This is a genomic window from Gordonibacter sp. RACS_AR68, from assembly GCF_030418485.1.
Classification (GTDB): domain Bacteria; phylum Actinomycetota; class Coriobacteriia; order Coriobacteriales; family Eggerthellaceae; genus Gordonibacter; species Gordonibacter urolithinfaciens.
This window is the reverse complement of the sequence record NZ_JAIPUP010000003.1, coordinates 147,396-165,012: the sequence shown is the minus strand read 5'-3', so window position 1 is coordinate 165,012 and position 17,617 is coordinate 147,396. Positions and strand designations below refer to the sequence as shown.

Sequence of the window (17,617 nt, the reverse complement as noted above, 5' to 3'; positions counted from 1 at the left end):
ATCGTATCCGCCTCGCGGCGGGCTGCCCGCCGCATTGCCTCCAAGGAAGAGAACACCCATGAGAAACATCAACCTCCGCTTCGTCGAAGAGACCTACGACGAGGAAGGCCTGCTGACCGATTTCGCCGTCAAATGCCCCGAGAGCTTCAACTTCGGCTATGACGTGGTCGACGACATCGCGCTTGCCGACCCCGACCGTCGCGCCATGGTGTGGTGCAACCCCGAGGGCGAGGAGCACGCGTTCACGTTCGCCGACATGAAGGAGTGGTCGGACAAGACCGCGAACTACCTGGCGGACGCCGGCATCGGCCGCGGCGACTACGTCATGGTCATCCTGCGCCGCCACTACCAGTTCTGGTTCGTGGCCACGGCGCTCGCGAAGCTCGGCGCGGTCATGGTGCCGGCCACCTTCATGCTCAAGGAGCACGACCTTGAGTACCGCCTGAACGGCGCGTCCATCAAGGCGATCATCGCCACGTCGCTCGGCGACATCGCGAACGTGGTGGACAACGTGGCCGACGCGTGCCCCACGCTTCAGGTGAGGATGCTCGTGAACGGCGCGGGCGGCGGCCTCACGCCCGAGGACGCGGACGGCAACCTCGTGTTCCCCGACGACGGGCTGCCGCTCGGGCCCGCGCTCTCCGGCCCCGACGGCGTCTGCGCGGCCCCGGCCGAGCGCGCGGGCTGGCTCGACTTCAACACGGGCGTGCGCGCGGCCTCGGCCGACTTCGCGCGCGTGGAGACGAAGGCGGCCGACCCCATGCTCATGTACTTCTCGAGCGGCACGTCGGGCAATCCGAAGATGGTGCTGCACGACTCCGAGTACGCCATCGCGCACCTGGTCACAGCCAAGCATTGGCACAACGTGCAGCCCGACGGCCTGCACTTCACCATCGCCGACACCGGCTGGGGCAAGGCCGTGTGGGGCAAGTACTACGGCCAGTGGCTCATGGAGGCGTGCGTGTTCACGTACGACTTCGACCGCTTCCATCCCTCCGAGATCCTATCGCTCATCGGGAAGTACGGCATCACGACGCTGTGCTGCCCGCCCACGATGTACCGCATGATGATGGCCGAGGACGTGGACGCCTACGACCTGTCCACGCTCGCGTACTCCACGACCGCCGGCGAGGCGCTCAACCCCGACCTGTTCGACTTCTGGAAGGAGCACACGGGCCTCACCATCTACGAGGGCTTCGGCCAGACCGAGACGCCGCTCACCATCGCGAACCTCACGGGATCCACCCCGCGCCCGGGCTCCATGGGCAAGCCGGTGCCGCTGTACAACGTGGAGATCCAGCGCGAGGACGGCAGCCGCTGCGACACGGGCGAGACGGGCGAGGTGTGCATCGACGTGCGCGAGAAGGCCGCCGGCATCATGCTGGAGTACTACCGCGACCCGGAGAAGACGGCCGCGGCTGTGCACGACGGCTGGTACCACACCGGCGACACCGCCTGGTGCGACGAGGACGGCTACTTCTGGTACGTCGGCCGCAACGACGACGTGATCAAGTCGAGCGGCTACCGCATCGGGCCCTTCGAGATCGAGAGCGTGCTGCTCGAGCACGAGGCCGTGCGCGAGTGCGCGGTCACCGGCGTGCCCGACCCGGTGCGCGGCAAGGCCGTGAAGGCCACCGTGGTGCTGGCCGAGGGCTTCGCCGGCACGAGCGAGCTCACGAAGGAGCTCCAGACCTGGGTGAAGAAGCGCACCGCGCCCTACAAGTACCCCCGCATCGTGGAGTACGTGGACGCGCTGCCCAAGACCGTGAACGGCAAGATCCGCCGCGCCGCCATCCGCCAGGAGGACGAGAAGCCCAAGACCCCCGAGGGGCTGGTGTGACGCCCGCGGCTTGGGCGCCTGCCGCGCCCGTCCTGGTGGTGACCGGCCACTACGGCGTTGGCAAGACCAACCTCTCGCTCAACCTGGCGCTCGACGCGGCGGCGCGCGGGCTGGAGGTCACGGTGGTGGACCTGGACGTGGTGAACCCGTTCTTCCGCTCGAGCGACTACCGCGGCCTCTTGGACGAGGCGGGCGCGCGCGTGATAGCGCCGGTGTTCGCAGGCACGAACCTGGACGGGCCGAGCCTGTCGGGCACCATCCTGCCGGCCGTCGAGCAGGCGCGCGCGGGGGAGGGGCGGCTGCTCATCGTGGACGCGGGCGGCGACGGCCTGGGCGCCACGGCGCTCGGGCGCTTCGCCAAGACGGTGGCGGCCGGGCCCTACGAGATGCTCTACGTGGTGAACCGCAGCCGCAACCTCACGCAGGAGCCCGCCGAGGCGGTGGAGGTGCTGCGCGAGATCGAGGCGAAGTCGCACCTTGCCGCCACGGCCGTTGCCAACAACACGCACCTGCAGGAGGACACCGACGCGTCCGTGGTGGCCGCGGGCATCCCCTTCGCCCAGGAGGTCGCGCGCCTCGCGGGCCTGCCGCTGGCCTTCACCACGGTGCCTGCCGATGCGGCCGGCCAGGACGCTGACCGGCAATTTCCCCGCTTTGGGCGGGACGGAGGGGCGGGCGCGCCCTATCCTGTGCGAGTATATGTGAAAACTCCCTGGCAATAAGACGAGAGAGCGGCGGCGCTTCGGCGGCGCCGAGCGTGCATGACTGACGAGACGAGGAAGGCGGATCATGGCGAGAATCAGCGTAGACGACTCCTTCTGCAAGGGGTGCGGCCTGTGCGTGGACGCATGCCCCGTGCATATCATCGAGCTTGACGACGACACGATCACGGCGAAGGGCTACCACCCGGCGCATTGCGTCGACATGGACGCGTGCACGGGCTGCGCGTCGTGCGCGACGATGTGCCCGGACGTGGCCATCACGGTGGAAAGGTAGGCTGGGCATGGCAGAGAAAGTGCTCATGAAGGGCAACGAGGCGCTGGCCGAGGCGGCCATGCGCGCCGGCTGCCGCTTCTTCTTCGGGTATCCCATCACGCCGCAGACGGAGCTCGCGGCCTACATGTCCAAGCGCATGCCCAAGGTGGGCGGGACGTTTTTGCAGGCCGAGAGCGAGATCGCGGCCATCAACATGGTGTACGGCGCGGCCGCTGCGGGTGCGCGCGTCATGACGTCGTCCTCGTCGCCGGGCATCTCGCTCAAGGGCGAGGGCATCTCCTACATGGCCGGCGCGGACCTGCCGGGCGTCATCATCAACGTGCAGCGCGGCGGCCCGGGCCTCGGCGGCATCCAGCCGTCCCAGGCCGACTACTGGCAGGCCACGCGCGCGCTCGGCCACGGCGACTTCCGCGTGGTGGTGTACGCGCCCTCCACGGTGCAGGAGATGGCCGACTACGCGTTCACGGCCTTCGACGTGGCCGACAAGTACCGCACGCCCGTCATGATCCTCGCCGACGGCATGCTCGGCCAGATGATGGAGCCCGTGGTCATGCCCGAGCCGCGCGACGAGCAGATCGAGAAGCCCTGGGCCACCACCGGCCACAAGCATGCGCGGCCGCACAACGTGGTGAACTCGCTCTACCTCACGGCCGACGAGCTGGAGCGCCTGAACATCGAGCGCTACGAGCGCTACGCCCAGATCGAGCGCGACGAGCAGCGCGCCGAGACGTTCCTCGTCGACGACGCCGACGTGGTGGTCGTGGCGTTCGGCGCGAGCGCCCGCGTGGCGCGCAGCGCCGTGGTCGAGGCGCGCGCGAAGGGCGTGAAGGCCGGCCTCATCCGCCCCATCACGCTGTGGCCGTTCCCCGTGGACGCGCTCGAGGCAGCCGTGCCCACCGCCAAGGCCTTCCTCACCGTGGAGATGAACATGGGCCAGATGGTGGACGACGTGCGCCTCGCCGTGAACGGGCGGTGCCCTGTGGAGTTCTTCGGCCGCACCGGCGGCGTCATCCCGACGCCCGTGGAGGTGCTGGCCCAGATCGAGGACCTGAACGATCGCATGATGAAGGGAGGGGAGTAACCCATGGCCGAGAAAGAGACCAAAGTGGTGTTCGAGCGCCCGCACGCGCTCCTTCCCGTGGTGACGAACTACTGCCCGGGCTGCACGCACGGCATCATCAACCGCCTCGTGGCGGAATGCCTCGACGAGCTGGACGTGGAGGGCGACGCCGTGGGCGTGGCCCCCGTGGGCTGCTCCGTCATGGCCTACGACTTCTTCGGCTGCGACATGATCGAGGCCGCGCACGGGCGCGCCCCGGCGGTGGCCACGGCGGTGAAGCGCGTGCACCCGAACAACGTCGTGTTCGCCTACCAGGGCGACGGCGACCTTGCCTCCATCGGCATGGCCGAGACCATCCACGCGGCCACACGCGGCGAGAACATCACCGTCATCTTCATCAACAACGCCATCTACGGCATGACGGGCGGCCAGATGGCCCCCACCAGCCTGCCGAACCAGGTGACTCAGACCTCGCCCTACGGCCGCGACACCGACGCGGCCGGGTTCCCCATCCGCGTGTGTGAGCTCATGAGCTCGCTCGACGGCGTGGCGTACCTCGAGCGCGTGACGGCGGACAGCCCGAAGAACGTGCGCAAGGCGAAGAAGGCCATCAAGAAGGCGTTCCAGACCCAGATCGACGGCGCGGGCTACTCGCTCGTGGAGGTGGTGGCCACGTGCCCCACGAACTGGGGCATGACGCCGCAGGACTCGTTCGACTGGATGCGCGAGAACATGCTGCCGTACTACCCGCTGGGCGTGTACAAGGACGTGCGCGCCGAGGGCTTCGCGAACGCGGCCGAGGCCGCGGCGGCCCGCGCTGCGGACTGCCCGATCGCGAACCCCGCGCCGCAGGCGGAAGGAGGTGCGCGATGAGCCGCTCCCTGAACATCGTGCTCGCCGGGTTCGGCGGCCAGGGCGTGCTGTTCGCCGGCAAGCTGATCGCCTACGCCGGCCTGCTCGAGGACCGCGAGGTGTCGTGGCTTCCCTCCTACGGCCCCGAGATGCGCGGCGGCACCGCGAACTGCAGCGTGTGCCTGTCCGACGACCCCATCGGAAGCCCGCTCGTGCTCGCGCCGAACGCGCTCATCGCCATGAACCAGCCCTCGCTCGACAAGTTCGAGCGCAGCGTGACCGAGGGCGGCGTCGTGGTGGCCGACTCCACGCTCATCGCGGACATCCCGGACGTGCCGGGCGTGAACGTGTGCGCCATCCCCGCCACCGCCATGGCCGAGGAGGCCGGCTTCAAGAAGCTCGCCAACATCATCATGGCCGGCAAGCTGTTCGCCGAGACGCGCTTCTGCGCCGAGGACACGCTGTGGAAGGCCATGGAGAAGTGCGTGCCGGCCAGCAAGGCCGCCATGCTGGAGATGAACAAGAAGGCCCTCACGCTGGGCATGGAAGCATGATATTCCGCCGGCTTGCCGGCCGGCGGAATGGTCGATGCTGCGGCTTCCCGTGGTGCCCGATCTCGCCCCTTCTTCGCTTGCCCTCACGTGCGAAGCACGCTCGGCCGCGAAACGGGGCGAGATCGGGCACCACGGGAAGCCTCGCTGACTGATATGGACCTATGAGGTTGGAAAGGAACACGATGGTAACCGAATTCGCCGAGATAGGGCTGCGCATCAAGGGCCTGCGCGAGGCGTGCGACGTCACGGTCGAGGACATGGCGGCCGAGTTGGAAGTGCCGGTGGAGACGTATGAGGAATGGGAGGCCACGGGCGCGGACGTGCCCATCTCGGCCATCTACCACATGGCGCACCACTTCGGCGTGGAGTTCACCGAGATCCTCACCGGCACGGCCGCCAAGCTGCAGACCTACCAGGTGGTGAAGAACGGCGAGGGCCGCGAGGTGGACCGCTACCCGGGCTACCACTTCGAGGACCTGGCCTGGCGCTACACCGGCAAGATCATGCAGCCGCTGCTGGTGGTGCTGGACCCCTCCGACGAGCCGGCCAAGCTCGTGACGCACACCGGCCAGGAGTTCAACCTGGTGCTGGAGGGCACCGTCGTGGTGACGTGGGAGGACAAGGAGTTCGAGCTGAACGCCGGCGACAGCATCTACTTCAACCCCGAGCACCCGCACGGCCAGCGCTGCGGGAGCGACGTGCCCGCCAAATTCGTGACCATCATCGCAGAGTAGGAAGCGCGACCCGTGAACCATATCCTGAAAAAGTACTGTCCGCGCATCGAGTTCGACTCCTACGAGGACTTCTTCGAGAACTTCCAGATCAACGTGCCCGAGGCGTTCAACTTCGGCTTCGACGTGGTGGACGAGTGGGCGCGCGTCGAGCCCGGGAAGCGCGCGCTCGTGTGGTGCGACGACCACGACCACGAGCGCACCTTCACGTTCACCGACCTGTCGCGCCTGTCGAACCAGGCGGCCAACGCGTTTCGCAAGCTGGGCATCGGCAAGGGCGACGTGGTCATGATGATCCTGCGCCGCCGCTGGGAGTACTGGGTGTGCGCCGTGGCGCTGTGCAAGCTGGGGGCCACCATCATCCCCGCGTCGCTGCAGCTGACGAAGAAGGACATCGCGTACCGCGCCAACTCCGCGCAGGTGAAGATGATGGTGTGCGTGGACGACGACTACGTGTGCACGCAGACCGAGGAGGCGCTGCCCGATTCGCCGTCCATCGAGAACCGCATCATCGTGGCAGGCGAGCGCGCGGGCTGGACGCCGTTCGACGAGCTGATCGCCGGCGAGTCCGACGAGTTCGAGCGCCCGATGGGCGAGGCCGGCGTCACGAGCAAGGACACCATGCTCATCTACTTCACGTCGGGCACCACCGGCATGGCGAAGGCCGTGTGCCACAACTTCGCGCATCCGCTGGGCCACATCATCACGGCGAAGTACTGGCAGCAGGTGGAGGAGGACACGCTGCACATGAGCGTGACCGATTCCGGCTGGGCGAAGTTCGGCTGGGGCAAGATCTACGGCCAGTGGATCGCCGGCGCCACCATCTTCGCCTACGACATGGACAAGTTCGTGCCCACGAAGCTGCTGCAGAAGATCCAGGACTACCAGCTGACCACGTTCTGCGCGCCGCCGACGATGTACCGCTTCATGCTGCAGGAGGACGTGGCTTCTTTCGACCTGTCGAGCGTGCACAACTTCGCCACGGCGGGCGAGCCGCTCAACGCCGAGGTCACCATCGCGTGGAAGCGCTTGACCGGCAAGAACATCCGCGAGGGCTTCGGCCAGACCGAGGGCCCGGTGCTCCTGGCCACGTTCCCGTGGATCGAGCCGCGCCCGGGATCGATGGGCAAGCCGTCGCCGCTGCTGAACATCAAGCTGCTCGACGAAGAGGGCATCGAGGTGCCCGACGGCGAGGAGGGCGCCATCTGCGTCACGGGCCTCAAGGAGGCGTACCCGCCGGGGCTGTTCACGGGCTACTACCGCGAGCCGGAGCGCACGCGCGAGGCCGTGGGCGGGGAGTACTACAACCTGCACGACATGGCGTGGCGCGACTCGGACGGCTACTGCTTCTTCGTGGGCCGCAACGACGACGTGATCAAGTGCTCGGGCTACCGCATCGGCCCCTTCGAGGTGGAGAGCGCGCTCATCGAGCACCCCGCCGTGGTGGAGTGTGCCGTCACGGCCGCGCCCGACCCCATCCGCGGCAAGGTGGTGAAGGCCACCGTGGTGCTGGCGCGCGGCTACGAGCCCTCCGACGAGCTGGTCAAGGAGCTGCAGAACCACGTGAAGCACACGACCGCGCCGTACAAGTACCCGCGCATCGTGGAGTTCGTGGACGAGCTGCCGAAGACCATCGGCGGCAAGATCAAGCGCAAGCTCATCCGCAACAACGACGGCATCGAGGACTAGGGGCTCCGCCGCGCCTGAAGAACCGCAAGGAGCACGCATGAGATCGCCTGCCGAGATGTTCGCGCTGTTCGAGGAAATCGCCTGCGCGGACGAGCGCATCCGCGCCATGACGCTCGAAGGGAGCCGCGCCAACCCGAACGCTACCTCGGACGCTTGGCAGGACTACGATGTGACCTTCCTCGTCTCGGACGTGGAGGGCTTCACGTGCTCCGACGGGTGGCTCGGACGCTTCGGCGACATCGTGCTCATGCAGAAGCCGGAGGCGATGGAGCTGTTCCCGCCCGACTTCCCCACAGGGTGGTTCTCGTACCTCATGCTGTTCTCGGACGGCGTGAAGATCGACCTCACCTTGGTCCCCCTCGAGGACGGGGAAGCGTACTTCGCGCAGGATCCGCTCATCCGCGTGCTGCTCGACAAGGACGGCCTCTGCCCCGACGCGCTGCGGCCGTCCGACGAGCGGTTCTGGGTGCAGCGGCCCCCGTCGGCGCATGCGAGGGACTGCGCGAACGAATTCTACCTCTCCTGCACGTACGTGGCGCGCGGGCTGCTGCGCGACGAGCTGCTGTGCGCGAACTGGACGTTCGAGCAGATCGTGCGCGTCGAGCTGCTCCGCATGCTCGGCTACGCGGCCGGCGCGCGCCACGGCTTCCCGCTGAACGCGGGCAAGCACGACAAGCTGCTGCCCCGCCTCTTGGAGCCGGCCGAGCGCGAGCTCCTGCTCGGCACGTACCGGCTCGATTCCGTCGACGCGGCGTAGAAGGCCCTGCGCGCCGCGATGGATCTGTTCGAGGCGTCGATGGCGGAGGCGTGCGAAGCTCTCTCGTACGAGTGCCCGAACGACCGTCCGAAGATCGACGCCTACCTGGAAACCCTCAAGGACCTGCGATAGGCCCTCATGTTCTTTGGTGCGACGGCGGCCGAGCGGGTCGTATCCGAAAAGGGCAGGCCTTTTTAGACGCTTTGCCTATCGGGCGTGGAAGGGCGAACCTGATCCGATTTCTTTCGACCGGGCGACGAAGACACGCCCGTCTGCTTCCTTCTGGTACAATCGAGCGCAACGCGGGCGGGGCAACGGAACGGGAGGTGTGAACCATGGTTGAAATCGTCGATCTGCGAGATTGCGGCAAAAGCGGCTTGTTCTACGGCGGGCGCGCCGGGCAGAAGGAGGGCATCCTCATCGACGGAGAGCCTTGGATCGCAAAGTACCCCCGTACCACACGCGATCTGGAAGGGAAACACCTGCCGCCCTACACCTCGAGTCCGGTTTCCGAGTACGTGGGCGCTCGTATCTACGCATCGCTGGGCATCCCTGTGCATGAGACGATGCTGGGTTATCGGGCGGGGAAGGTCGTGTGCGCCTGCAAAGACTTCACTTATCCCGACAAGCGCCTGTTCGAATTCCGGGAGATCAAGAACGCGCTTTCTGACGATGACGCGGGGTTCAACTCTGCGCCGTCCGATGGCGAGAGCGTGTACTTGGGCGATGTTCTTGCTACCATCGAGACGTCTGACCTGCTGCGCGCGATGCCGGGCGTGCGAGAGCGCTTCTGGGATATGTTCGTGGTCGATGCCTTCATCAAGAACCCTGATCGCAACAACGGCAACTGGGGCTTGCTCATGGACGTCGGCCGCTCCTACGAGCTGGCGCCGGTATATGATCTGGGAAGCTCGCTGTTCAGCAAGAGGAGTCCCTCGCTTGCGGAGAGCCGTCTGACAGGCGATGAAAATATCGAGCAGGACGCCTTCGGCACGAACGTGTCTTGCTATCGGTTGCCGAGCGAGGATGGTCGAGGCAGGGCCATCCATCCGTTCGAGTACCTAGCCTCTACGCGCAATCCCGATTTGGACGCGGCGCTCGTTAGGTTCGTTGAGACGGTGGACATGGAGGCCGTCTGCGCCCTTATCGACAGCGTTCCGGCAGAGGCTTTCGGTCGGGTGCTTATGACAGAAGGCGTGCGATCCTCGCATAAACTGCTGCTCCGCCGTCGATTGGAGGACGGCTTCCTGCCCGTCTATCGGCGGATTACCGGATAGGCTCTGCGCGCGGCCCGTTTGCGCTATCATGCTCGCATGGACTCCGAATCCCCGACATACCGCGATTTCGCCCGCTGGGCGCAGATGACGCTCGATGAGATCGCGCGCGACTGCGACGTGCAGGTGTTCCGCGCGAGCGGGCCGGGCGGGCAGTGCGTGAACACCACCGACTCCGCCGTGCGCATGGTGCATGGGCCGAGCGGCATCGCGGTGACGTCCCGCGAGTCGCGCAGCCAGTTCCGCAACCGGCAGCTGTGCCTGCAGAAGCTGCGCCGGCTGTTCGAGGCCAAGGCGCGCCCGCCGAAGGTTCGCCGCGCCACGAAGCCCTCGCGCCGAGCCAGGGAGGCGCGCCTCGCCGACAAGCATCGCCGCGCGCAGGTGAAGGCGCAGCGGCGCCCCGTGGACGGGGAGTGAGGGCGTTGCTCAGGGGAGCTCCGCGGCCTCGCGGGCGCAGCCGTCGGCGAGGCCCTCTGCGCTGAGCTGTTTCTTGCTGGGCTTTTCTTACGTATTGAGTACCCGCGCCACGCCGTTCTCCACGTAGTGAGCCTGCTTGTCATTGAACGGGCGCACGTCGAGGGCTTCGGCATGCTCGCGGACGATCTGCGCGGCTGCCGCCCCGAGCTCGCGATTGCCTTCATGAGGCACCGGGTAGAAATCGACGAGGCCGAGCCCGGCGGTGTCGTGCAGGTCGGGAGCGCGATCGGGGCGATCCATGGCGCGCGAGTACGCGATGTCGGGCGCCGCGACGATGGCCCCGGCCGACTCCCCGATGTAGAGCTTTCCTGCGCGCACCGCTTCGCGCAGCAGCTCGTCGGTTCCCGATTTCCTCAGCTCCTGCAGCAGGTAGAACGTGTTGCCGCCCACGACGAAGACGAGGTCGTTGCGTTCGAACGCGCGCTGCATGGTCTCGTAGGGCTCGGTGGACACGTCGACTGTGTCCACGCGCAGGCCCATGCCGCGCAGCACCCATCGGCTCATGCGGGCGAGGAACCCCCGGCTCTCGGCGAAGCTGGCCGTGGGGATGTAGGTGACGGATTTACCTTTGAGGGCGGGTTCGACTTGCCTAAGGAGGCCCGTGACGTTCTGAAACAGGGAAACGAGAAGCAGTTTCTCCATAAAACCGTCCTTTCCCGCTTGACCTGAAGTGCGCTCCAGCCGCTATGGTACCAGGAAGCCGACGACGAAAGGGGTCGCGATGAACGAGATGAAGGGCGCTCGCAAGGCAGCGCGCATGGATCGGCGCACGTTCGTCATGGGCGCGGCCGCGCTCGGGGCGGCGGCGCTGGCGGGCGGGGTGCTGGGCAGCTGTGCGTGGCGCTCGACTCGGTGGGCGCCGATTTCCTCATCAACCAGCCGGCGGTCATGTCGCGCAACGCCGCGCTCGACGGCAACCTGGGCGTGGAGAACTACCTGCACGAGGCCGCCCTCGTCGCCGCGCCGCCGTCGGGCGCGGCCTACCGCGACGGCGAGGGCAACCCGGTGGGAAGCCTCGGCGTCCACGAGCATTGGAACAACGCGGTCGAGCGTCTCTACAGCCGCGACCGTGACGAGGCGGAGGGCATCGAGCTCGTCCGCATACTGCGATGAGCCTGCGCACATGCAATCTCCATTTGACCTGGAGCAAGCTCCAAAGCGTAGAGTTCAAGGCGGATCAGACGATCGCAAGCGATGGGAGACAGGTATGGAGAAGCGAGACATGGATCGGCGGACCTTCGTGATGGGGTCGTTCGGCTTCGGCATGGCAGTGCTCGGCGGCGGGATGCTGGCCGGGTGCGCGGCGGGCGACGAGTCCGCGGCACCCGAAGCGCCCGAACCCGTAGCGGCGCCCGAAACGTCCGAGCCTGCGGCGGCCCCCGAGCCGAAAGCCGGCGGCGGACGCGCCCTCGTGGCGGTGTTCTCGTACTCGGGCACCACGCTCACGGTGGCTGAGCGCATCGCCGAGGCGACGGGGGCCGACCTCTTCCGCATCGAGACGACCGACGCGTGGCCCGATGACTACGACGCCATGACGGCGCAGGTGCAGCGCGAGCAGGACGAGGACTATCTGCCACCGCTGGCAGCCGCCGTGCAGGATTGGGATGCCTACGACACCGTGTACCTGGGCCACCCCATCTGGTGGGGGCAGCTGCCGCACGTCGTGCGGTCGTTCCTCGCGAAGCACGACCTGGCGGGCAAGACGGCGGCCCCGTTCTCCACGAGCAGCTCGAGCGGCAACGCCGTCGCCCTCGACGCCCTGCGCGAGCTGTGCCCTGCGGCCGATGTGCGCGACGCCCTGCACCTCACGCGCGGCAGCCTGCCCGACGCGCTCGACGAGGTGGGGCCGTGGCTCGAGGGATCGGGGCTTGCATGAGGAAGAGCGTTCTCGACCGGCGCACGTTCGTGATGGGGTCGGCCGGCGTCGGCGCGTCCGCGCTCGTGGGCGGCATGCTGGCCGGATGCGCGCCGGGGCCGGACGGCGGCGCGCGGCTATCCGCGCAGGAGCCTGTGCCCCGCATCCGCCTCTCGTTCGACGGTGCCGCGGTCGAGGCGGTGCTCGACGAGGGCGAGGCCGCTCGCGCGTTCGCCGCCCTGCTGCCGCTCGAGCTGGCCATGGACGACCTGAACGGCAACGAGAAGTTCGCTGCCCTGGACGCGCCGCTGCCGACGAGCCCGTACGCTCCCGGCCGCGTCGAGGCGGGCGACCTCATGCTCTACGGCGACGACTGCGCGGTGCTGTTCTACGAGTCGTTCGACACCCCGTACCGATACACGCGCCTGGGGCGCGTCGAGGATGCGGCGGCCCTCGCGGCCCTCGCCGCAGCGCCGAGCGTAGACGTGACGTTTGTAACCATCTGAGAAAGGAACTTGCATGAAGGACGAGAGAAGAATTCGCATGGACGATGGGGAAGGGAGCGAGGCGGACGGGGCCACGGCTATCGTGCTGCGCTTCGGCGACGTGGAGGTGCCGGCGCGCCTGAACGGCACGGAAACGGCACGGGCCTTCGCCGCGCGGCTGCCCGTGACCGTCGACGTGAGCGGCACGGGCGTCGACTTCTGCGGCCGCCTACCGTTCTCGCTGCTCTACGACGAGGCGCAGGTGCACGACGGTTGGACGAACGGCGATTTGAACTACAACCCGCGCGGCGGCTGGCTCGCCGTGCTGTTCGGAGGGGAAGAGGGGTCCGCGGCTTACGACGACCAGGTGACGATGGGCGCCGTCGACGGGCCGCTTTCCGTGTTTAAGCAGCTGGAGGGCGCGTTCGCCCTGCGTATCGAGGCGGTCGCGTGAGCGGCCGGGACAAGGAGCGCGAGATCATGGATATCCTCGTATTGAACGGAAGCCCACGTCCGAACGGGAACACCGCCGCGCTGGTGTGCGCGTTCGCGGGAGGCGCGCGCGAGGCGGGCCACGCAGTGGAGGTGATCGACGTGGCCGCGCTCGACATCGCCGGGTGCAAGGGCTGCGAGTTCTGCCATACGAGGGGGGACGGCGCCTGCGTCCAGCGCGACGACATGGAGCAGGTGTACGCGCGCTGGAACGAGGCCGACATGCTGGTGTTGGCGAGCCCTGTATACTACGGCTCGTTCTCGGGACAGCTGCACTGCGCCATCCACCGCACCTACGCCCTCGGCGTGCCTGAGCGTGCGCGCAAGATGGCGCTCATACTCAGCTCGGGCGCGGCGGACGTGTACGCGGCCTCCGAGCGAATCTACCACGGTTTCATCCAGGGCTACTTCGGGGCGGAGGATTGCGGCGTCTTCACCGCCGCGGGCGCGGAGAACCGCTCGAGCGCCAAGCTGGAGGAGCTGCGCGCCTTCGGCCGCTCCCTGTAGGCGAGGCAGGGGGCGCAGCCGCAGCCCGCCCGCGGCTCGCGCCCGCCGCGGGCCGCGCTACGACGCCTCCGGCGCGAGGCCGTCGAGGTAGGTGGCCATGGAGTAGCGCGCGATGTTCGAGCGGTTCACGATGCCCACCATGCGCCCGCCGTCCATCACGGGCGCCTTCTTCAGGTGCCGGTCGGCCAGCACCTTGCAGATGCCGCCCAGCTCGTCGTGCAAATCCACGCTGATCACGTGGCGCGTGGCGATCTCGGTGACCGGCTGGCCCATGACGGCGGCCACCGTCTGGTCGAAGTCGGCGTTGCCCCGCTCGACCACGAACGAGTACGCGCTCTTGAAGGCCGGCGTCTGGTCGGCCAGCGTGCGCATCACGTCGCCGTCGGACACGAAGCCCACCGCGTCGCCCCGTCCGTCCACCACGGGCGCGCCCGAGATGCCGCGCTCGGAGAACAGGCGCACGGCGTCGAGCACGGTGGCGTCGGCGGGAAGCGCCCACACGTCGGCCTTCATGATGGAGGCGAGCGGCGCGGCCGCAGGTGCGCCGGCCGTGCGCGCCGCGGCCGTGCGGCTTGCGGCCTGCGCCTTCTCGTAGGAGCGCACGCGCAGCGCCAGCAAGAAGCCCGCCAGCGCGAAGGCCGCCACCAGAAGGCCGGCTGCCAAAAAGCCCGTGCTCGCTGCGTCGAACGCCGACGCCCCCGCTGCGGCCCGGCCGCCCAGCACCGCCGCGTACACGCCGGTGAACAGCGACGAGCCGATGCAGCCCGCGATCTGGAAGCCCGTGCTCATGACGGTGACGCCGTGGGGGTTCAGCTCGGGGTCCAGGTGCGACAGCGCGAAGCTCTGCACGGGCCCGATGATGAGCGCCGATCCGCAGATGACGGGGATGTAGAGCAGGGCGATGAGCAGCACCGACCCGGTGGAGATGAACAGCGACACGAGCGCCGCGAACACGCCGATGAGCAAGAACCCGACCGGCAGCAGCACGCGCGCGCCGTGCTTGTCGTAGATGCGTCCCGCCAGAGGAGAGGCCGCACACGACAGCATGATGGCCGGGAACAGCGCGAGCGATGCCACGAGCGAGTCCATCCCCAGCACGCTCTGCAGGTAGGTGGGCACGATGATGTTCATGGCGAAGATGGTGACGAGCGACAGCATGTTCGCGACCACGCCCACGGCGAACGGCCGCACCGACAGCGGGCGCAGGTCGATGAGCGGCTGCTCGAGGCGCTTCTGGCGCCGCACGAACAGCGCGAGGAACGCAGCGCCGACGACGACCGCCGCTGCGGCCACGGCGATGCTGCCCGAGAACGCCGTGGACACGCCGTACATGAGCCCGATGAGCGCGATGCCCACGAGCGCCACCGAGGGGGCGTCGAGCTTGGGATGCGTGAGCTTCGCGACGTCGCCCAGCATGACGGCGCCGAACACGAGGCACGCCGCCGTGAGCACCGCGAACACCGCCATGAGCATGTGCCAGTCGAACGCGGCCAGAAGCACGCCGGCCACGATGACCGACAGCGAGGGGCCGAGCGTGGTCATGGCGCCCATGATGCCCATGTAGGTGCCCAGCTTCTCGCGCGGGGCCACCTCGAGCGTGATGTTCATGCCGATGGGGATGAGCAGCCCCGTGCCGAGCGCCTGCACGATGCGTCCCGCCAGCAGGACGGGGAAGCTCGGCGCCAGCGCGCCGATGACGCTGCCGACCACCAGCAGCGCCACAGTGGCCACGAACAGCGGACGGGTGGGCACGCTGCGGTAGGCGAACGCCGACACCGGCACCATGACGGCTGCGCCCAGCATGTAGGCCGTGGCAAGCCATTGCACGGTGGACACGTCCACGCCCAGGTCTGCCATGATAGGCGCGAACGCCACGTTGAGGAACGTCTCGTTGAACGTGGCGAGGAACGCGGCGAACGCCGCCACCGCCACGATGGTCGAGGGTTCGCGAAGTGTTGCAGTCAAAGCCGATACCTCCTTTTCCTGCCCACGCACCGGGGCGCGGGCACCCGGTGCAAAAAAAGACACATGCAGCGCGCCGGTTCCGTCATCAGATCTTGTACCGTGATCAGATTTACGTGCCGGAAAGCACCACATGTGTCGTTTGCAATACCTCTTCAGTTGTTTGAAGCCCTCGTATTATATCGGTCGGTTTCGCGAAAAATCAAGCGAGAATTTCCGAGCGGCCGAATGTGCGAAGGCAGGCTCGGAGAGGCTTGGCCTCGCTACAGCACGCGATGGCCGAAATCGGCCATGGACTCGACGAATTCCGGGTCATAATGGCTGAAGAAAAGGCTTTCTCCCTGGTCGAGCGCGCGAATCGTGTCCAGGCCCTCCGCGTCCAGCACGAAGTCGAACACCTCGAAGTTCTCGGCCATGCGCTCCTTGCGCGAGGATTTGGGAATGACGGCCACGCCGCTCTGGATGAGGAAGCGCAGCGCCGTCTGGGCGGCCGTCTTGCCGTGCTTCGCGCCCACGGCCGCGAGCGCCGGGTTCGCGAAGAGGCCGTTGCGGCCCTCGGCGAACGGCCCTCAGGACTCGTGCGCCACCCCGTGGCGGTCCATGACCTCGCGCGCGGCGCGCTGCTGCTGGAACACGTGCGTCTCCACCTGGTCCACCATGGGCTTGATCTCGCTGAACCGGCAGAGGTCGACCAGGCGGTCCGGGTAGAAGTTCGACGCGCCGATGGCGCGTGCTTTGCCGGAGCGTATGCGGCCTCCAAGGCCCGCCAAGTTCCGTAGTAGTCGCCGAAGGGCTGGTGGACCAGCAGCAGGTCGACGTAGTCGCATCCCAACTTGCGCAGCGATCCGTCGATGGAGGCCGCCGCGTTCTTCTCGCCGGCGTGGTAGATCCACACCTTGGTGGTGAGGAACAGCTCGTCGCGCGCCACGCCGCTCTTCGCGACGGCCCGTCCGACGCCCTCCTCGTTGTAGTACGCTTGGGCGGTGTCGATGTGGCGATACCCTGTTTCCAGGGCGATGCCCGTGGCCGAGCTCGAGCGCAGGCTGCTGGACGGCACCCTCGATTTCGCCATCCTGCCATTTCGGCCGGAAAGAGAGGGCGTGCGCAGCGTGGTCGTCATGCGCGAGGACCTGTACGCGTCCCTCCCGCGCGCGCACCCGCTGGCGGGTCGTCCCTCCCTCACGCTCGCGGAGTTGGACGGCGAGACCTTTTTGCTGTACGCCGGCATCGGTTTCTGGCGCGGCATCTGCGAGCGCCTCATGCCGCGCGCCCATTACGTCACGCAGGACGACTACCTGGTGTTCAGCCAATTGGCGCGCACCTCTCCGCTGCCGAGCTTCGTTACGGGCGAATCGGAACTTATGCGCGCCGGTCTCGATCGCGTGTCCGTCCCCCTCGAAGACGACGACGTGCACGTGACGTTCTACCTGGCCATGCGCGAGAGGCCGGGAAGCCCGCTCGGCGAGCTGATGGATTGGCTGGAGCGTCGGCTGGGGCTGTCCGCGCTCCCGTGAGATTTCCTGTTGACTTGGAGTGCGCTCCAAGAGCTACGATAGGTTCGCAACCGGTCCGATCAAAAGGAGATCCCATCATGGCGAACGACAAGAAAACCCTCGTGGCGTACTTTTCCGCAAGCGGCGAGACGGAGCGGCTCGCGCGGACGATCGCGCAGGCGACGGGCGGCGACCTGCACGAGATCGAGCCCGCCGTGCGCTACACGGCGGCCGACCTCGATTGGAACGACAAGCGAAGCCGCAGCAGCATCGAGATGAACGACCCCTCCTCGCGCCCGGCCGTCGCGAGCCGCGTGGGCAACATGGACGCCTACGACATCGTGTTTGTCGGCTTCCCCATCTGGTGGTACGTGGCGCCGACGATCGTCAGCACGTTTCTGGAAGCCTACGACTTCTCGGGCAAGACGGTCGTGCCCTTCGCCACGTCGGGCGGCAGCGGCCTGGGCGGCACCGAGTCCATCCTGCACGAGCGCTGCTCGCCGGAGACGACGTGGAAGCCCGGCAAGCGCCTCTCGAGCCGTGCGAGCGAAGCCGAGGTGGCCCGCTGGGTGGAAAGCCTCGGGCTGTAACGC

The 17,617-nt window shown here is 67.7% G+C and carries 20 protein-coding genes and 3 pseudogenes; 18 read left to right on the top strand and 5 right to left on the bottom strand.

Annotated features, from left to right (window positions below; all coding sequences use genetic code 11):
* Positions 1-58 precede the first annotated feature (58 nt).
* The 11 genes and pseudogenes from K9U15_RS07960 to K9U15_RS07910 form a co-directional block, all read left to right on the top strand.
* On the top strand, positions 59-1,840 hold the full coding sequence (locus tag K9U15_RS07960; RefSeq protein WP_096226641.1) for an AMP-binding protein: 1,782 nt from the start codon (positions 59-61) through the stop codon (positions 1,838-1,840).
* Positions 1,837-2,562 (top strand): ParA family protein, encoded by a 726-nt coding sequence (locus K9U15_RS07955; RefSeq protein WP_301155875.1) that lies wholly within the window; start codon positions 1,837-1,839, stop codon positions 2,560-2,562. Before K9U15_RS07960 ends, K9U15_RS07955 begins: the two co-directional genes overlap by 4 nt.
* Before the next feature lie 67 nt (positions 2,563-2,629).
* Complete coding sequence (locus K9U15_RS07950; protein WP_096226639.1) at positions 2,630-2,836, top strand: 4Fe-4S binding protein; 207 nt, start codon at positions 2,630-2,632, stop codon at positions 2,834-2,836.
* A gap of 7 nt (positions 2,837-2,843) precedes the next feature.
* Entirely contained in the window at positions 2,844-3,917 is a 1,074-nt protein-coding gene (locus tag K9U15_RS07945) for a 3-methyl-2-oxobutanoate dehydrogenase subunit VorB (RefSeq protein WP_123674280.1), read from the top strand.
* A 3-nt stretch (positions 3,918-3,920) separates the two neighbouring features.
* Positions 3,921-4,769, top strand: a complete 849-nt coding sequence (locus K9U15_RS07940) for a thiamine pyrophosphate-dependent enzyme (RefSeq protein ID WP_096226637.1) — start codon at positions 3,921-3,923, stop codon at positions 4,767-4,769.
* Complete coding sequence (locus K9U15_RS07935; protein ID WP_096226636.1) at positions 4,766-5,302, top strand: 2-oxoacid:acceptor oxidoreductase family protein; 537 nt, start codon at positions 4,766-4,768, stop codon at positions 5,300-5,302. The genes K9U15_RS07940 and K9U15_RS07935 overlap by 4 nt, the downstream gene beginning before the upstream one ends.
* A gap of 182 nt (positions 5,303-5,484) precedes the next feature.
* The gene (locus tag K9U15_RS07930; protein ID WP_096226635.1) at positions 5,485-6,036 is read left to right on the top strand and encodes a helix-turn-helix domain-containing protein; all 552 of its coding nucleotides are present in this window, start codon (positions 5,485-5,487) and stop codon (positions 6,034-6,036) included.
* A gap of 12 nt (positions 6,037-6,048) precedes the next feature.
* The gene (locus tag K9U15_RS07925; protein WP_123674281.1) at positions 6,049-7,722 is read left to right on the top strand and encodes an AMP-binding protein; all 1,674 of its coding nucleotides are present in this window, start codon (positions 6,049-6,051) and stop codon (positions 7,720-7,722) included.
* Between the two features lie 37 nt (positions 7,723-7,759).
* Positions 7,760-8,479: an aminoglycoside 6-adenylyltransferase gene (locus K9U15_RS07920; protein WP_123674282.1), complete on the top strand. Its 720-nt coding sequence runs from the start codon at positions 7,760-7,762 to the stop codon at positions 8,477-8,479.
* A gap of 335 nt (positions 8,480-8,814) precedes the next feature.
* A complete protein-coding gene (locus K9U15_RS07915) occupies positions 8,815-9,756 on the top strand; it encodes a HipA domain-containing protein (protein WP_123674283.1) in 942 nt (313 codons plus the stop codon).
* Between the two features lie 108 nt (positions 9,757-9,864).
* Positions 9,865-10,170: pseudogene (locus K9U15_RS07910) on the top strand (peptide chain release factor-like protein); the annotation flags it as partial.
* Between the two features lie 87 nt (positions 10,171-10,257).
* Here the strand turns inward: K9U15_RS07910 and K9U15_RS07905 are convergent.
* On the bottom strand, positions 10,258-10,872 hold the full coding sequence (locus K9U15_RS07905) for a Type 1 glutamine amidotransferase-like domain-containing protein (protein WP_123674284.1): 615 nt from the start codon (positions 10,870-10,872) through the stop codon (positions 10,258-10,260).
* Between the two features lie 195 nt (positions 10,873-11,067).
* Between K9U15_RS07905 and K9U15_RS07900 the strand changes: the two genes are divergently transcribed.
* The 5 genes from K9U15_RS07900 (at position 11,068) to K9U15_RS07880 (ending at position 13,569) form a co-directional block, all read left to right on the top strand.
* The gene (locus K9U15_RS07900) at positions 11,068-11,343 is read left to right on the top strand and encodes a hypothetical protein (protein WP_227115432.1); all 276 of its coding nucleotides are present in this window, start codon (positions 11,068-11,070) and stop codon (positions 11,341-11,343) included.
* 109 nt (positions 11,344-11,452) lie between these two features.
* Positions 11,453-12,106, top strand: coding sequence for a flavodoxin (locus K9U15_RS07895; RefSeq protein WP_227115431.1), 654 nt, complete (start codon positions 11,453-11,455; stop codon positions 12,104-12,106).
* Positions 12,103-12,591 carry a cyclophilin-like fold protein gene (locus tag K9U15_RS07890; RefSeq protein WP_096226628.1) on the top strand — a complete coding sequence of 163 codons (489 nt, stop codon included), beginning with the start codon at positions 12,103-12,105 and terminating at the stop codon, positions 12,589-12,591. The genes K9U15_RS07895 and K9U15_RS07890 overlap by 4 nt, the downstream gene beginning before the upstream one ends.
* A gap of 13 nt (positions 12,592-12,604) precedes the next feature.
* The gene (locus K9U15_RS07885) at positions 12,605-13,024 is read left to right on the top strand and encodes a cyclophilin-like fold protein (RefSeq protein WP_301155873.1); all 420 of its coding nucleotides are present in this window, start codon (positions 12,605-12,607) and stop codon (positions 13,022-13,024) included.
* A 26-nt stretch (positions 13,025-13,050) separates the two neighbouring features.
* Complete coding sequence (locus K9U15_RS07880) at positions 13,051-13,569, top strand: flavodoxin family protein (protein ID WP_301155872.1); 519 nt, start codon at positions 13,051-13,053, stop codon at positions 13,567-13,569.
* 57 nt (positions 13,570-13,626) lie between these two features.
* Here K9U15_RS07880 and K9U15_RS07875 read toward each other — a convergent pair whose 3' ends face one another.
* The 4 genes and pseudogenes from K9U15_RS07875 to K9U15_RS14525 all read right to left on the bottom strand — a co-directional run.
* Positions 13,627-15,534: an MFS transporter gene (locus K9U15_RS07875; protein WP_301155871.1), complete on the bottom strand. Its 1,908-nt coding sequence runs from the start codon at positions 15,532-15,534 to the stop codon at positions 13,627-13,629.
* Between the two features lie 260 nt (positions 15,535-15,794).
* Positions 15,795-16,055, bottom strand: a pseudogene (locus tag K9U15_RS07870) (aldo/keto reductase); the annotation flags it as partial.
* Positions 16,056-16,100: 45 nt separating this feature from the next.
* Positions 16,101-16,301 (bottom strand): aldo/keto reductase, encoded by a 201-nt coding sequence (locus K9U15_RS07865; RefSeq protein WP_206670922.1) that lies wholly within the window; start codon positions 16,299-16,301, stop codon positions 16,101-16,103.
* A gap of 38 nt (positions 16,302-16,339) precedes the next feature.
* Positions 16,340-16,603 (bottom strand): annotated as a pseudogene (locus tag K9U15_RS14525) (aldo/keto reductase); the annotation flags it as partial.
* Between K9U15_RS14525 and K9U15_RS07860 the strand changes: the two are divergent.
* Positions 16,554-17,045 carry a LysR substrate-binding domain-containing protein gene (locus tag K9U15_RS07860; RefSeq protein WP_161959763.1) on the top strand — a complete coding sequence of 164 codons (492 nt, stop codon included), beginning with the start codon at positions 16,554-16,556 and terminating at the stop codon, positions 17,043-17,045. The pseudogene K9U15_RS14525 and the gene K9U15_RS07860 sit on opposite strands and share 50 nt — an antisense overlap.
* 77 nt (positions 17,046-17,122) lie before the next feature.
* Entirely contained in the window at positions 17,123-17,614 is a 492-nt protein-coding gene (locus K9U15_RS07855; protein WP_123674288.1) for a flavodoxin, read from the top strand.
* Positions 17,615-17,617 lie beyond the last annotated feature (3 nt).

Coding starts and splice junctions, on each gene's coding strand:
- K9U15_RS07960 (WP_096226641.1), top strand. CDS start 59: ATGAGAAACATCAACCTCCGCTTCGTCGAAGAGACCTACGACGAGGAA.
- K9U15_RS07950 (WP_096226639.1), top strand. CDS start 2,630: ATGGCGAGAATCAGCGTAGACGACTCCTTCTGCAAGGGGTGCGGCCTG.
- K9U15_RS07945 (WP_123674280.1), top strand. CDS start 2,844: ATGGCAGAGAAAGTGCTCATGAAGGGCAACGAGGCGCTGGCCGAGGCG.
- K9U15_RS07940 (WP_096226637.1), top strand. CDS start 3,921: ATGGCCGAGAAAGAGACCAAAGTGGTGTTCGAGCGCCCGCACGCGCTC.
- K9U15_RS07935 (WP_096226636.1), top strand. CDS start 4,766: ATGAGCCGCTCCCTGAACATCGTGCTCGCCGGGTTCGGCGGCCAGGGC.
- K9U15_RS07930 (WP_096226635.1), top strand. CDS start 5,485: ATGGTAACCGAATTCGCCGAGATAGGGCTGCGCATCAAGGGCCTGCGC.
- K9U15_RS07920 (WP_123674282.1), top strand. CDS start 7,760: ATGAGATCGCCTGCCGAGATGTTCGCGCTGTTCGAGGAAATCGCCTGC.
- K9U15_RS07915 (WP_123674283.1), top strand. CDS start 8,815: ATGGTTGAAATCGTCGATCTGCGAGATTGCGGCAAAAGCGGCTTGTTC.
- K9U15_RS07905 (WP_123674284.1), bottom strand. CDS start 10,872: ATGGAGAAACTGCTTCTCGTTTCCCTGTTTCAGAACGTCACGGGCCTC.
- K9U15_RS07895 (WP_227115431.1), top strand. CDS start 11,453: ATGGATCGGCGGACCTTCGTGATGGGGTCGTTCGGCTTCGGCATGGCA.
- K9U15_RS07890 (WP_096226628.1), top strand. CDS start 12,103: ATGAGGAAGAGCGTTCTCGACCGGCGCACGTTCGTGATGGGGTCGGCC.
- K9U15_RS07885 (WP_301155873.1), top strand. CDS start 12,605: ATGAAGGACGAGAGAAGAATTCGCATGGACGATGGGGAAGGGAGCGAG.
- K9U15_RS07880 (WP_301155872.1), top strand. CDS start 13,051: ATGGATATCCTCGTATTGAACGGAAGCCCACGTCCGAACGGGAACACC.
- K9U15_RS07855 (WP_123674288.1), top strand. CDS start 17,123: ATGGCGAACGACAAGAAAACCCTCGTGGCGTACTTTTCCGCAAGCGGC.